Here is a 13359-nt window from a genome sequence, read left to right on the forward strand (position 1 = left end):
GTCAGCTCAGCGCGAAACGCGGGCGCAGCCGGGCCGGCCCAACGCGGGCACCCCAGCGGCTCCCGGGTCAGCTCAGCGCGATTCCCGGCGGCTCCCGGGTCGGCTCGACGCGCCGCTCAGGCTCCGCCGAAGAGCGCCTTGAGGCGGCGTGCCTGCTCGACACCCTCCGCCACGCTCTGCTCCTCCAGGGTGCGCGCCCGCGCTCCCTGGAGGAGTCGCTTGGTCGCCGCCGCCGCGTCCCGGTTGGTCGACAGCAGCTCCGCGATCTTGTCTTGTACGGCTCGCGCCAGGTCATCCGCCGCGACCACGCGTTCGGCGAGGCCGATCCGCAGGGCCTCCTCCGCCCCGATCGTCCTAGAAGTCAGGCAGATGTCGATCGCCTTGGCCAGCCCCACCAGCTCGACCAGTGGCTTGGTGCCGGTCAGATCGGGCACCAGCCCCAGTGCGGGCTCCTTCATGCAGAATTTGACGTCGTCGGCCACGATGCGCAGGTCACAGGCGAGCGCGAGCTGGAACCCCGCGCCGATCGCGTGCCCCTGCACGGCCGCTATCGAGACGATCTCCGGTCGGCGGAACCACAGGAACCCTTGTTGGGCCTTCCTGATCTGCTGCTCGAACGCTGTGGTGTCGAGTTGTGCCGCCGAGCTGAACGAGCCCTGTCCGGGCACTCCCTCAGGCGTGAACATTCGCAGGTCGATGCCTGCCGAGAAGGACGGTCCCTCGCCTTTCACGACGACGATGCGCACCTGCTCAGGCAGGTTGCCCCCGATGTCAGCCAGTGCCGCCCAGGTCGCGAACGTCTGTGCGTTTCGCTTACTGGGCCGATCCAGCGCGATCGTCGCGATCTCACCGTCCACCTCGAAGCGAAGTCCGATCTCCGCCAGCCTTTCGGCAGAGACGTCCTCCGTGTACCCCCCACGCTGTGGCGCCTGCGCTTCCGCCATCGCCCGCTCCCTCATTGCCTTAGCCGTCGCGCCCGAGCCTACAGAATGTCATTCTGGGACTCGGGCGCGACGGCGGCTGACTTGGGACGAGCGGCTGCGGTCGCACGTTCCGAGGCGGCCGTCAGCGCTTGGACTTGCCTCGGGTCGCTCCTCCGCGCCCGCGCAGAGTCACACCGGACTCGCTCAGGATGCGGTGGATGAACCCGTAAGACCGACCGGTCGAAGCGGCCAGGGCGCGGATGCTCTCGCCCGCGGCGTAGCGCTTCTTGAGATCGCCGGCCAGTTTTTCACGATCGGCCCCGGTTACCCGGGTGCCCTTCTTCAGTGTCTCGGCCACGAGTACCTCCTGTAGTGCCGGACTTCCGCAGCGTTACTCCGCCATGATCAGTCATTTCAGCGGGATCGGCTACCTACTCCACGGGAAAAGATCCGTACCCACCCAAATTAAGATCAGGCAAGTGCCACAAGATCGGAAAATTCCTCGCTCCACGCGTCTTCAGTTCCGTCTGGTAGCAAGATCACCCTATCCGGTGACAAGGCGTCAACGGCACCCTCGTCATGGGTAACGAGCACGATCGCTCCTGAATATGACCTCAGAGCGTTCAGAACTTGCTCGCGGCTGACCGGATCTAGGTTGTTCGTGGGCTCATCGAGCAGAAGTACGTTCGCACTAGACAGCACCAGCATGGCCAGCGCCAGCCGGGTCTTCTCGCCGCCGGACAGCACGCCCGCCGGCTTGTCGGAGTCGTCGCCGGAGAACAGGAAGGAGCCGAGGACCTTGCGCAACTCGGTGTCGGTGAACTTGTCGCCGGCCGAGCGCATGTTCTCCAGCAGGGTGCGCTCGCCGTCGAGCGTCTCGTGTTCCTGGGCGTAATAGCCGATCTTGAGGCCGTGGCCGGGCCTGATCTCGCCGCTGTCGGGCTTTTCGACCCCGCCCAGCAGCCTCAGCAGGGTGGTCTTGCCCGCGCCGTTGAGGCCGAGGATCACGACCCGGTGACCTCGGTCGATGGCCACGTCGACGTCGGTGAAGACCTCCAGCGAGCCGTAGGACTTGGACAGGCCCGCGCCGGTGAGCGGGGTGCGCCCGCAGGGCAGGGGGTCGGGAAAGCGCAGCTTGGCGACCTTGTCGCTCTGGCGCTCCTCCTCCGTGCCGGCCAGCAGCCGGTGCGCGCGGCGCATCATGTCTTGAGCGGCCTTGGCCTTGGTGGCCTTGGCCCGCATCTTGTCGGCCTGCGACAGCAGCGCGCCCGCCTGCTTCTCGGCGTTGGCCCGCTCGCGCTTCCTGCGCTTCTCGTCGGTCTCGCGCTGCGCCAGATAGGCCTTCCAGCCGACGTTGTAGTGGTCGATCACACTGCGGTTGGCGTCGAGGTGCAGCACCTTGTTGACCGTCGCTTCAAGAAGGCCCACGTCGTGACTGATGATCACCAAGCCGCCCTGATGCGATCGCAAAAAATCACGAAGCCACCCGATTGAGTCCGCATCTAGGTGGTTTGTCGGCTCGTCGAGAAGGAGAGTTTCCGCTCCGCTGAAAAGAATGCGTGCCAATTCCACGCGCCTTCGCTGGCCGCCGGAAAGCGTTTCCAGTGGCTGCCCGAGGACCCGGTCGGGCAGGCCCAGACTGGAGGCGATGGAGGCGGCCTCGGACTCGGCCGCGTAGCCGCCGAGCACGTGCATCTGGTCCTCGAGCCGGCCGTACTGCTTGACGGCCTTGTCGCGGGTGCGCACGTCGGCGGAGGACATGCCGAGCTCGGCCTCGCGCAGCTTGCGCAGCACCTCGTCGAGCCCTCTGGCCGACAGGATGCGGTCGCGGGCAAGGACCTGCAGGTCACCGGTACGCGGGTCCTGCGGCAGGTAGCCCACGGCGCCGCTGGTGGTGACGCTGCCGGCGGCGGGCATGCCCTCGCCGGCCAGCACCTTGGTCAGCGTGGTCTTGCCCGCGCCGTTGCGGCCGACGAGCCCGATCTTGTCGCCGGGATTGACCCGGAACGAGGCGTTCTCTATGAGTAGCCGCGCGCCCGCGCGCAGCTCGATGTCACTGGCGATGATCATGATTGACGGAACACTCCCGAGCTAGGGGTAAGAAGAGGTGGGCGTGGGGGGACGCCGGTCAATCGGGAGTGTGCATACAGATCAGTGTAGAGCCCTCGCCGGGAGCCCCACCTCTGCTTAATCGGCCGGCAGGTGGTCTCCGATCAGTGCGAGGTTCTGGATCGCGGCCAGGCCGTACTGGGCGGCGTCGTTGGTGGAGACGAACGGCGCTTCCAGCACATGCGTCAGGACGTGCGGCCCCTCGACCCGGGTCAGGCGCCAGTCCGGCTCGCGCTGCAGAGGGTTGCGGTTGAGCTGGTCGCCCTCGTCGAGGAAGAACTTGCGCCAGGCCAGGTCCGCCAGCTCGGCGTCGCCCGAGCGGGCCGCGGCGTACGCGGCCAGGCGGCTGTGCGCCTGCACCAGCGAGATGCCGCTCAGCGGGTGACCCACCTCGGCGGCCTGCCGCTCGGCCGAGGCCAGGTAGAGCCGGCAGTAGTCCAGCCACGCCTGCTCGAACCCGGGGACGTCCAGGTCGAGCGCGATGAGCTCGGAGCACATCTCGGGCAGCCCGAAGACCGACGACAGGTGGGAGACGGAGATCTGGTCCCGCGAGGTGTCGAAGCGGCCCGTGGCCAGGTCGAGGCGGGCCTCGCCGGTCAGGAAGCCGCGCGGCAGCGCCCCGATGCCGGCCATCGTGCCCAGCAGTCTGTCCTTGGCGTGCTCGTCGCCGTACCGCTCCCACCGGGTGAGCCAGGCCGCCGCGAGCGCGCCCCAGTCGGTGCCGAGCCCGACCGCCAGGGCGGCCGGGTCGGGGGTGTAGACGTCCTCGCGCACCTTGCGCGTGGGGTCGATCACGAGGAACGTCTTCTCCGGCCTGGTCAGCTCGTCGAGCAGGTCGCCGGTGCGCTCGTCGGCGGTCAGGTAGTAGAACACGCGCCGGTAGGCGGCGTTGGAGATGCGCAGCTGCTTGGCGCTGCATCCCCAGTGCTGCACGTTGTGCCTGGTGCCCAGGCCCTTCCAGCGGCCGAGGTGATAGACGTCGACCTCGCCGGTGTGGCGGGTCATGGCCTCGGCGAAGCGGAAGACGTCGGCCCGTCCTGTACGCAGATACTGGTACCAGAGCCACAGGTCGGGCGAGAGCTCGGAGTTGTCCCAGGCGTAGCCGCCGACGTCGTAGCGCCAGGTGTGCCGGTCGGCGTCATAGGTGTGCATGACGTCGCCGTAGTCCCAGAACCCGTACCACCTGCGCTGCTCCCGCTCGCGGCGGTAGAAGTCGAACAGCAGGTCCAGCCGGTCCTCGATCGCGGCATGGGCGGGCGTGGCGCGGTCGGGCAGCGCCCAGTCGCCGAACACGCCCGCCTCGCGGACGCGTTGCGGGGCGGCGGCCAGCAGCGCGGGCTCGTTCATCGCGTCCGCGTGCCCGGCCAGGCCCTCTGATGACGGCGTGGCGTCGTGGACGCGCAGCGTGAGCTCATGGGTACGCGCGATGCCCTGGGCGTGGCCGAAGCCCGGCTCGTAGTCCTCGTAGGTGATCTCCAGGCCCTCCAGCTGCTCGGCGAAGGTGTCCTGGCCCATGCCGTCGTGGTAGAAGCGCAGGTCCATGGCGGGAGCGGAGGGCGACCAGAGCCAGACTGTCGCGGTGGCCAGGTCCGTGGCGGCGCCTCTGACGTCGAGCCGGGTCGGGTGCAGCCGCCAGAAGTCACGCAGGCCGAAGCCGAGGCCGCCGCTCGCGCCGCCGAGGTAGCCGTACCCGGCCGAGCGGGTGCCCGACGGAACGGTCACCCAGGCGTGGCCGTCGGCGGTGCGTTTGCGCAGGGTGAAGCCGTCGGCCGAGGCTTGGTCGAGGGTGTAGTCGTTCCAGGCGGGGATGAGGTGCAGGCGGTTCGCCACCTCGGGGTTGCCGATCGGGCCGCACGGCCTGCCCTCGACCTGGGCCCGCCGTACAGCTTCCCCCGGGTCGCGGCGCAGCCCGGTCAGGCCGCGTACCGCCTCGGTGAGGAAGCCGTCCTGCCCGGCCAGCCTTACGTGGCGGTCGTGGAGCTCGTCGCGCATGACCACGTCGGCGCGCAGGCCGAGCCCGGCCAGGAAGTCGCGCTCCGGGTCGCCGTCCCAGACGAAGGTGTGCATGACGCGTACGTCCTCGGCGCCCGCGTAGAAGTACAGGCGGACGGTGAACGGCAGCCGGCCGCCGTGGTCGCCCGTCAGGCGGATCACGGCCCGGACGGGTCCGTCCTGCTCGACGGTGACCTCGCGGACGATGCCCGTGGCCTGCTCGCGGGTGACGGTACCGCCCTCGTCCGGGGTGGGGCCGTCCTGGTGGAGGCTGACCAGGCGGACGTCCCTGGCGATCTCGCGGGAGCCGTGGGAGACGGAGCGGGCCAGCGTGTCGCCCGCCTCCTCGATCGTCCAGGTGACGGGCCCGGTGCTGACCCGCAGCACGCCGCCCGCACGGACGACGGTGACGGGCCGCTCCGGCACAGTGCCAGGTTGCCCCGCCGCATCGTCCTGGTCGGCGCCCGGTCGTCTCGCCGCATCGTCCTTGTCGACCGCGTCGGCGGCCAGCCGTCCCGCCGTCAGCTCGTACGACGCGGCGGGCTGGGCCTGCGGCCCGATGGCGTGCGCCGACCACTTGACCGACCCGTCCGGCCAGGTGGCGGTCACCCAGCTCTGCACCGGCACCCCGCGGCCCTCGGGATCGGTGAGCGCGAACGGGGAGTCGCGCTCCACCGTGCCGCGCGCCCACGGGACCCCCCAGGTCACGCCCTGTTCCTTGGGCCGGTCGAGCCAGTTCAGCGCGGTCAACAGATCTCCTTGAGTCGCCCGGCGACGATCGCCGCCACCTCGTCGGCGCCGCGAAAGCAGAAGTGGGTGTCGTCGGCGACGCCGTCGGGATGGAGCGGGTGCTCGCCGGACCCGAAATGGGTGAACGCGAAATGGGTGAACAGGGCCTTGGAGCCCTCGGGACCGAGCCGCTCGTACAGCTCAGTGGTCGCCGTGGTCAGGTCGATCAGCGGCAGACCCTCGGCCGCCGCCAGCTCACGCACCTGGCCGGGATAGTCGCCATGCGTCGGCACCAGCCGATCGCCGTCGAACCTGCGCCGCTGCACCGGCGTACACAGCACCGGCAGCGCGCCCGCCCCACGCGCCTCCTCGACGAAGACGCGAAGGTTGTCGCGGTACGGCAGGTCAGGCTCCTTCTGATCGTTGTGCCCGAACTGGAGCACCACGACGTCGCCGAGGGCGGCCTCCCGCAGGAGCGCCGCCCACAACCCCTCTGCCCGGTGGCTGGCCGTGGTGGCGCCACCCTTGGCGAAGTTGCGCACCGGGCCGCCGACATGGGCGCCGAGCTGCGCCCCCCAGCCCGACATCGGCGCCTCGAACGCCGGGCAGGAGGCGACCGTCGAGTCACCGGCCAGCAGCACGGTGCGGGTCACTCCTTGACCGACCCGAGCAGCACGCCCTTGGAGAAGTGCTTCTGCAGGAACGGGTAGAAGAACAGGATCGGCAGCGTCGCGATGACGACCACCGCGAACTTCAGTCCCTGCGTGGGGAAGAACACCGACTCCAGCATGGCCATCGCGTTCTGGGCGTCAGGGCTGGTCAGCTGCCTGACGAGCACCTGCAGCGTCCACTTCTTGGAGTCGTCGATGTACAACAGCGGCGACATGTAGTCGTTCCAGATGCCCACCGCGTAGAACAGCGAGAACGTCGCGATGATCGGCTTCGACAGGGGCAGCACGATCTTGAAGAAGACGCCCATCTCGTTGCAGCCGTCGATGCGCGCCGCCTCTTCCAGCGCTTGCGGCAGCTCCTGGAAGAAGCTCTTCACGATGATCAGATAGAACGGGTTGATCGCCAGCGGCAGGATCAGCGCCCAGTAGCTGTCGAGCAGCCCCAGGTCCCGCACCACCAGGTAGGTGGGGATCATGCCGCCGGTGAAGACCAGCGTGAAGATGACCAGGTTCAGGACCAGCGTCCGTCCCGGCAGGTACCGCTTGGCCAGCGGGTAGGCCATCGTGAACGTCAGCAGCACCTGCACCACCGTGCCCACCGCCGTCACGCAGATCGTGGTGAGCAGCGCCCGGACGAACGTGCCCGAGTCGAAGATGTACTCGTAGGTGGTGGTGACGAACTTCTCCGGCCACAGGAAGAACGGCCGCGAGGCGATCTCCGCCTCCGAGGCGAACGATCCGGCCAGCACGTACAGCAGTGGCAGGATCGTGATCAGCGCCAGGAACAGCAGCACGGCGATGTTGAGCACATCGAACACGCGGCTGCTGAGCGTGTGCTGGTGTGTGGGCGACTGGTTGGGCATTCAAGCGCTCCTTAGAACAGGCCACGCTGGCCGAGGCGCTTGGCCAGCCAGTTGGAGCCGAAGATCAGGAGGACGCCCACCAGTCCCTTGAACAGGCCGACGGCCGTGGAGTAGCTGAAGGCGCCCTGGGTGATGCCCATGTAGTAGACGAAGGTGTCGAACACGTCCGCCGACGAGCGGTTCAGCGCGCCGGTCATCAGCCAGATCTGCTCGAAACCGGTGTCGAGCAGGTGACCCGAGGTCAGGACGGCCATCACCACGATCGTGGGCCGGATCGCGGGCAGCGTGATGTGCCAGAACTGCCGGAAGCGCCCGGCACCGTCCATGCGGGCCGCCTCGTACAGGTCGGTGTTCACGCCCGCCAGCGCGGCCAGGTAGATGATCGTGCCCCAGCCGGTCTGCTTCCACAGCAGCTGGAAGACGATGATCGGCCGGAACCAGTCGGGCTGGGCCACATAGTCGACCTTCTTGCCGCCGAGCAGCTCGTGGAAGAAGGTGGCGATCACCCCGAAGTCCACGGAGAACAGCAGGTACGTCAGCGAGGCGACGATCGTCCAGGACAGGAAGTGCGGGATGTAGACCAGCGACTGGATCGACCGCTTGAGCACGCTGTGCCGCAGCTCGTTCAGCATGAGCGCGACGATGATCGGCGCCGGGAAGACGAAGACCGCCGTCAGCAGCGCCAGGATGAGCGTGTTGAACATCAGGCGGCCGAAGTCCGGCCCGTTGAACAGCTCCTCGAAGTGCTTGAAGCCGACCCACGGGCTGCCGGAGTAGCCGAGGAACGGCAGGAAGTCCTGGAAGGCGATGGTCACGCCGTACATCGGCAGGTATTTGAAGACGACGAAGTACGCGAGACCGGGCAACAGCATCAGGTACAGCCAGCGGTAACGCAGCATGGCGGTCCGGAAGGTCAGCTTCTCGCGGGGACGCCCGGGCTTGGTGGCCGCCTTCACGGGAGGCGGCGCCAGGTCGGTGGCCACAGCCACCTCCTTTCACAGAAGGGGCCCGGGAATGTCCCGGGCCCCTTGGGCGAGATCAGTTGCCGAGCTTGGAGACCAGGTCGTTGGTCTCGGCGGCGATCTGGGTGCCGCCGTTGTCGTACCAGCGCTTGATCTCCGCCTTCAGCCCCGCCTCGTCGATCGCGCCGGAGATGAACTTGATCCGGGCGTCGGTGATGATCGGGTCAAGGGTCTGGCCCTTGGCGATGGTGGTGGGCGCCATGACCGGGAGCGCCGGGTTGTGCACGGCGGTCTTCAGGTCCTCTTCGGCCAGCTTGGTGCGCAGCGTGACCTGGTCCTGGTGCGGCTTGTCCGGGTAGAGGTCCGGGTAGGCGCCGAGGCCGACGCTGGCGGTGGTGCCGAGCTGGATGAACGCCTTGTCCACGTCCTGCTGGATCTGCTTGACCTTGGGGTCGTCCTGGTTGACGCGGGCGGCGTAGCCGTCCTGGACCTTGAAGTTGCGGCCCTCGAGCCCGTTGCTCAGCAGGATCCCGCCCTCCTTGGAGGCCATCTTGTTCAGGACCGTCAGCACGTCGTCGAGTTGCTGCTCGGTCTGCACGCTCTGCCGCGGGATGGCGATGACGCCGTTGTAGCCGGTGAACGGGGAGGAGAACTTCTTGCCGTCCGAGCGCTTGAGGTTGCCGACCGTGAGGACCTTGTCGAAGTCGTTGGGGTCCTGCTCCTTGAGCAGGTCGAGGAGGTTGGTGCCGCGGACGTTGACATCGATGATGATGCCGCCCTTGCCCTGGATGAACGGGTCGTTCCACTTGGCCGAGTCGAGGGTGGCGTAGTCGGGGTTGACCAGGCCCTCGTCGACCATCTTCTTGACGAACTTGTTCGCCTCGACGAACTCGGGGGTGTCGAAGCCGGGGACGAGCTTGCCGCCCCGCTCACCCCAGCCGTTCGGGGCGCCGAACCAGGTCTCGATCACGTCGTACGGGCTGGAGCTGGCGTACTGCGGGGACGGCCACTTCGGGATGATCAGTCCGTAGGTGTCCTTCTTGCCGTTGCCGTCGGGGTCCTTCTCCGTGAACGCCTTGGCGATGTCGTAGAGGTCGTCGACGGTCTCAGGCGTCTTCAGCCCGAGCTTCTCCATCCACTGCTTGTTGATCACGACCGCCGAGCGGAGCAGGGGGCGGATCCGGTAGAGACCGTAGATCTTGCCGTTGGTGGAGGAGTTCCGGACCGTCTGCGCGTCCCGGTTCTTCAGGTTCGGATACTTGTCCAGCTTGTCGGTCAGGTCCCAGAACGCCCCAGCCTGGGCGGCGCGGACGAACGACGAGGTCTTGTCGCCCTGGATGACCATGATCTGCGGCATCTTGTCCGAGGCCAGCGTGACGTTGGTCTTGTCGTTGTAGTCGGCGTTGGGCACCCAGGTGATCTGGAGCTTCTTGCCGACGAGCTTCTCGACCGCCTGCTGCATCTCGCCCTTGGGGTCGGGGGCCGTGCCGAACAGCGGGACCATCATGGTCACCGTGCCGCTGTCGGCCTCACTCCCCCCACCGCCGCTGGAGCACGCGGACGCGAGTAGCGCCGCCGTCAGCGTTAGTGCACCGGCGACCAGCCGGCGACGAGATGCGCTCATGAGTTCCCTTTCGAATGCAGGCGCGCCTCGTTCTCCTCGAAGAAACGCAGGCAGAGCCACGTGTTGAGATAGATCCACGCACCGATGCTGATCACCGCGGTGAGAACGGGCGCCGCCGAGGTCACGAAGACGATGGTTGCGAGCGCGAACAGCAGCACCACTGACGAGGCCGGCCGAGTGAGCGCTAACAGCGACGCTTTGGGCAGGTAGGCCCACAGCGGTAGCTCATAGTGCGCATAGAGCGGCCCGAGATAGGTCCCCACCCCGGCCAGCGCCACCATCGCCACCAAGGTCGCGAGCCGCAACGCTTCCGAGCCGGGCCCGAGAGCGGAGAAGTACAGGTAGTTGCCCACGAGAATGGTGCCGAGCACCGCCACCGGCAGGATCAGCAGCGAGGCGCGGACGAACTCCCGCCGGTAGACGGTCCAGAATTCCGGCCAAGCCTGAAACGATTCACCCTGGCCGTGCCGCCGTGCCAGCGTGTAGGCGGCGACGGTGGCGGGCCCGAGCCCGAGGATCACGCCACCCAGGAGGGTGAACACGATCCAGAGGAGGTTCAGCCGGGCCGCCCAGATGAGCTCTGAGCAGGCAGCTTGAATTCTGATCGACGTGGCGGGATGGTTCATCCGGCACCACCTTCTCGTGGCGTGTGCGCGGACACGGGGGTGGAGTGTTGCGCCGCCGTTCCTAGTCCGTTTCGTACGGGTGAACGGCGGTTGGTGCGAAATTAGTGTTGAATCGACTCAATGTCAATGACGTGAAACCCGCAGATTCGCATACTCCCCGATCATCGGGGCCATCTGCCGGAATCCGATCTTGCCGCCACGCAGCGCGGGGCCACCCGTGCTCCCGTCGTCCGTCCAGCGGAACGAGACCACATCGTTGATCGAGAAGGTGATCTCGCCGCCCAGGACGTCCAGGCGCACGGCGTACGGCCCGACGGCGTCCAGCGCCGCGGGCAGCGGGTCGGCACCCTGCGTGACCAGGTGAAACCCGTGGCTCTTACGCAGATTGCAGGTGTGCAGAGCGCGCTCCGACGGCCACATCCGCCGGAAATAGGACACGTGGTAGGCATCGATGTCGCCGTGGTGATACTGCTCGTACGGCCCGTTACGCGGCGCGAGGCCCGGATCGAACAGATCCTCACCACCCCGGCCGCGGGCATGGAAGAACATGATGCACAGCCCCGGCTCCCTGACCGGCCAGAAGTCCCATTCGATCCGTACGTCGGCGGGCAGGTCCTCGGGGCACCACAGCACCACGTTGGCCGCCTGCCCGTCAGCGGGCGGTCTGAGGCTCTCCAGCCGCATCCGCCCCATCGGGAACGTCGTCGCCCCGTCCCCCTCCAGCCGGAATCCCGCCAGGTCATCGGGGCCGGCGAGCGGGTTGTGGTAGATCTCCGTCAAGGTGGGCTCCTGTGCGGGTCGCCGGGGCCGGCGACCGGGTTGCGGTATCTGTCAAGGTGGACTCCTGTGCAGGTCGCTGGACTGCCGCACCACCAGGTCCGGCTGGAAGATGACCTGCCGGTGCCGGTGCAGCTCAGGCTCCGCCACCTCCTCCAGCAGCAGGTCTATGGCCGTACGCCCGAGCAGCTCGCGCGGCTGGCCGACCGACGACAGGGGCACGGTCGCCGCCGCGGCGAAGTCGATGTCGTCGTAGCCGACGATCGCCATGTCATGCGGAACCCGCAACCCGTGCGCGGCCATGGCCTGCAGGAATCCCAGGGCGAGCAGGTCGTTGGCGCAGAAGGCGGCCGTCGGCCGCTCCTCAACGGGCAGCGCCGCCACCCGCTCGCCCGCGATGCGCCCGTGGGCCACGCTCAGCGCGGGCATGAACCAGGCGATCAGCTCGACCCCGCCACCCGGCCCACCGCCGGGCTCGACTCCCCCGCCCGGCTCGGTGTCCCGCGCCTCGGAGACGGCGCTCGTTATCCCTAAATGCCGGTCCCCCACCTGCTTGATCGACCGCGGCCCGCCGACGAACAGGATCTTGCGGTGTCCCCGCTCGATCAGATGAACTCCGGCGATGTGGCCGCCGAGCCGATCGTCGACCGCCACCGAGCACTGGAGCCCGGTGGCCGCGCTGTCGACGAGCACCACGGGCGTACCCCTGGCGGCGAGCTCCGCCAGTCTCGGGCTGCTCGCGTCGACCGGCGTGATCAGTATGCCCATCACCCGCTGCTGTTCGAGCTGGTCGAGATGGCGCAGCTCGCGGGCCGGGTCGGCGGCGCTGTTGCACAGCACCACCATGGTGTCGTGCTCGTCCGCTAGGGCGTCGGCGCCTTGTGCGACGTCGGCGAAGAACGGGTTGGCCACGTCGAGCACGATCAGGCCGACCGTGCGGCTGCGGCCGACCCGCAGGTGGCGGGCCACCTCATTGCGGACGAAACCCAGCTCGCGGATCGCGTCGAAGACGCGCTTACGCGTGGCGGGGGAGACGATCTCGGGGCGGTTGAGCACGTTGCTCACAGTGCCCACGGAGACGCGTGCCCGCTGCGCGACCTCCTTGATGTTCGTGGTCGACATTGATCCTCACGAGGCCGCTCCATTGTTGAACGCGGCTTATCATAGCCTTACTCATGATCTTTTTGAATCGACTCAAGACACCGATCTTCCGGCGAGCATACACGCACGGTCAGTGCTCCCCCGACGGGCGTCACTCTCAGGGGTCACCGCTGACGATGTCGCCTACGATTCACCGCCCGTGGTGGGTGGGTCCACCACGCGGATGCGTACCGCGCGGAACAGCGCGGGCGTGTCCTTGAGTACGGCCAGCCTCGGGTCGGGGACGACGAGGAACGGCTCCGTCTCCAGCGCCAGCAGGCCGGCCAGGCGCCGGTCGGCGCGCAGCGCGTCAACGGCCCGGCGATCGCCGCCGAGCACGACCGCGTCCAGCTCGCCCAGGCACGGCGACAGGACGCGCGCCACGGTCTCGGCCGCCGCCTCGAATGCCTGGTCCGCCTGGTTCTGGCGGCGTCTGGCGAAGCGCTGCTGCGACCACCCGCCCGCCGCGGTACGCCCCTGGACCAGGCGAGACCCGACCTTGGACACCACCAGCCGCGACCCGTGGAACATGCCCGTCGCGTAGCCGCCCATCCGTACCAGGATCACCCCCACGCGCCGATCGGCCCGCGCGTGGGTGACAAGCCTGGTCACGTACGGTGGCCCCAGTGGCAGGGGCGGGAAGGGCACGTGCAGCTCCGCCAGCGCGCCGTCGGCGGCCACCAGGCGCACGACCTGCTCGTCACCGGTGGCCTCGAACGGACCGTGCCGATCGGCGAAGCCGTCGATCCACGGGTGCACGCGCTCGGGCACGACGGACACCCACCGTCCGCCGCCCTTGGCCGGTCGCGCGCTCATGGGGGAAGGTTAGCCGACCGGAAACCGGAGCCCGCGTGCCGAAAGGCCGGCCAACCGGAGCCCGCGTGACTGGAAGAGCAGCCAATCAGCCCGCGCGCCACAAAAGGGCCGCTCGCGTGGCCGAAAA

General features: G+C 68.2%; 12 protein-coding genes. All 12 read right to left on the reverse strand.

Features of this window, described 5'->3' with window-relative positions:
* Nucleotides 1–116: 116 nt before the first annotated feature.
* Entirely contained in the window at nt 117–944 is an 828-nt protein-coding gene (locus ACIBO2_RS51080; RefSeq protein WP_358540585.1) for an enoyl-CoA hydratase/isomerase family protein, read from the reverse strand.
* A 121-nt stretch (nt 945–1065) separates the two neighbouring features.
* The gene (locus ACIBO2_RS51085; protein WP_020547488.1) at nt 1066–1281 is read right to left on the reverse strand and encodes a helix-turn-helix domain-containing protein; all 216 of its coding nucleotides are present in this window, start codon (nt 1279–1281) and stop codon (nt 1066–1068) included.
* 113 nt (nt 1282–1394) lie between these two features.
* A complete protein-coding gene (locus tag ACIBO2_RS51090; protein ID WP_358540582.1) occupies nt 1395–2993 on the reverse strand; it encodes an ABC-F family ATP-binding cassette domain-containing protein in 1599 nt (532 codons plus the stop codon).
* A gap of 117 nt (nt 2994–3110) precedes the next feature.
* The gene (locus ACIBO2_RS51095; protein ID WP_397304699.1) at nt 3111–5774 is read right to left on the reverse strand and encodes a Tat pathway signal sequence domain protein; all 2664 of its coding nucleotides are present in this window, start codon (nt 5772–5774) and stop codon (nt 3111–3113) included.
* Nucleotides 5771–6406, reverse strand: a complete 636-nt coding sequence (locus ACIBO2_RS51100; RefSeq protein WP_358540576.1) for a rhamnogalacturonan acetylesterase — start codon at nt 6404–6406, stop codon at nt 5771–5773. The genes ACIBO2_RS51095 and ACIBO2_RS51100 overlap by 4 nt, the downstream gene beginning before the upstream one ends.
* Nucleotides 6403–7287: a carbohydrate ABC transporter permease gene (locus tag ACIBO2_RS51105; protein WP_225291347.1), complete on the reverse strand. Its 885-nt coding sequence runs from the start codon at nt 7285–7287 to the stop codon at nt 6403–6405. Before ACIBO2_RS51105 ends, ACIBO2_RS51100 begins: the two co-directional genes overlap by 4 nt.
* An 11-nt stretch (nt 7288–7298) precedes the next feature.
* On the reverse strand, nt 7299–8270 hold the full coding sequence (locus ACIBO2_RS51110; protein ID WP_358540574.1) for an ABC transporter permease subunit: 972 nt from the start codon (nt 8268–8270) through the stop codon (nt 7299–7301).
* A 55-nt stretch (nt 8271–8325) separates the two neighbouring features.
* Entirely contained in the window at nt 8326–9873 is a 1548-nt protein-coding gene (locus ACIBO2_RS51115; RefSeq protein WP_358540571.1) for an extracellular solute-binding protein, read from the reverse strand.
* Nucleotides 9870–10499 carry a YesL family protein gene (locus tag ACIBO2_RS51120; protein ID WP_397304700.1) on the reverse strand — a complete coding sequence of 210 codons (630 nt, stop codon included), beginning with the start codon at nt 10497–10499 and terminating at the stop codon, nt 9870–9872. Before ACIBO2_RS51120 ends, ACIBO2_RS51115 begins: the two co-directional genes overlap by 4 nt.
* Before the next feature lie 123 nt (nt 10500–10622).
* Nucleotides 10623–11279: a DUF1961 family protein gene (locus ACIBO2_RS51125; RefSeq protein WP_358540566.1), complete on the reverse strand. Its 657-nt coding sequence runs from the start codon at nt 11277–11279 to the stop codon at nt 10623–10625.
* Between the two features lie 51 nt (nt 11280–11330).
* A complete protein-coding gene (locus ACIBO2_RS51130) occupies nt 11331–12398 on the reverse strand; it encodes a LacI family DNA-binding transcriptional regulator (protein WP_357958489.1) in 1068 nt (355 codons plus the stop codon).
* A gap of 162 nt (nt 12399–12560) precedes the next feature.
* On the reverse strand, nt 12561–13232 hold the full coding sequence (locus ACIBO2_RS51135) for an acVLRF1 family peptidyl-tRNA hydrolase (RefSeq protein WP_358540563.1): 672 nt from the start codon (nt 13230–13232) through the stop codon (nt 12561–12563).
* Nucleotides 13233–13359: the final 127 nt, after the last annotated feature.

Source organism: Nonomuraea sp. NPDC050022 (assembly GCF_044460705.1).
Lineage (GTDB): Bacteria > Actinomycetota > Actinomycetes > Streptosporangiales > Streptosporangiaceae > Nonomuraea.

Bases quoted from the DNA above. Each gene is read 5' to 3' on its own strand.
- ACIBO2_RS51080 (WP_358540585.1), bottom strand. From the start codon at position 944: ATGGCGGAAGCGCAGGCGCCACAGCGTGGGGGGTACACGGAGGACGTC.
- ACIBO2_RS51090 (WP_358540582.1), bottom strand. From the start codon at position 2,993: ATGATCATCGCCAGTGACATCGAGCTGCGCGCGGGCGCGCGGCTACTC.
- ACIBO2_RS51105 (WP_225291347.1), bottom strand. From the start codon at position 7,287: ATGCCCAACCAGTCGCCCACACACCAGCACACGCTCAGCAGCCGCGTG.
- ACIBO2_RS51115 (WP_358540571.1), bottom strand. From the start codon at position 9,873: ATGAGCGCATCTCGTCGCCGGCTGGTCGCCGGTGCACTAACGCTGACG.
- ACIBO2_RS51120 (WP_397304700.1), bottom strand. From the start codon at position 10,499: ATGAACCATCCCGCCACGTCGATCAGAATTCAAGCTGCCTGCTCAGAG.
- ACIBO2_RS51130 (WP_357958489.1), bottom strand. From the start codon at position 12,398: ATGTCGACCACGAACATCAAGGAGGTCGCGCAGCGGGCACGCGTCTCC.
- ACIBO2_RS51135 (WP_358540563.1), bottom strand. From the start codon at position 13,232: ATGAGCGCGCGACCGGCCAAGGGCGGCGGACGGTGGGTGTCCGTCGTG.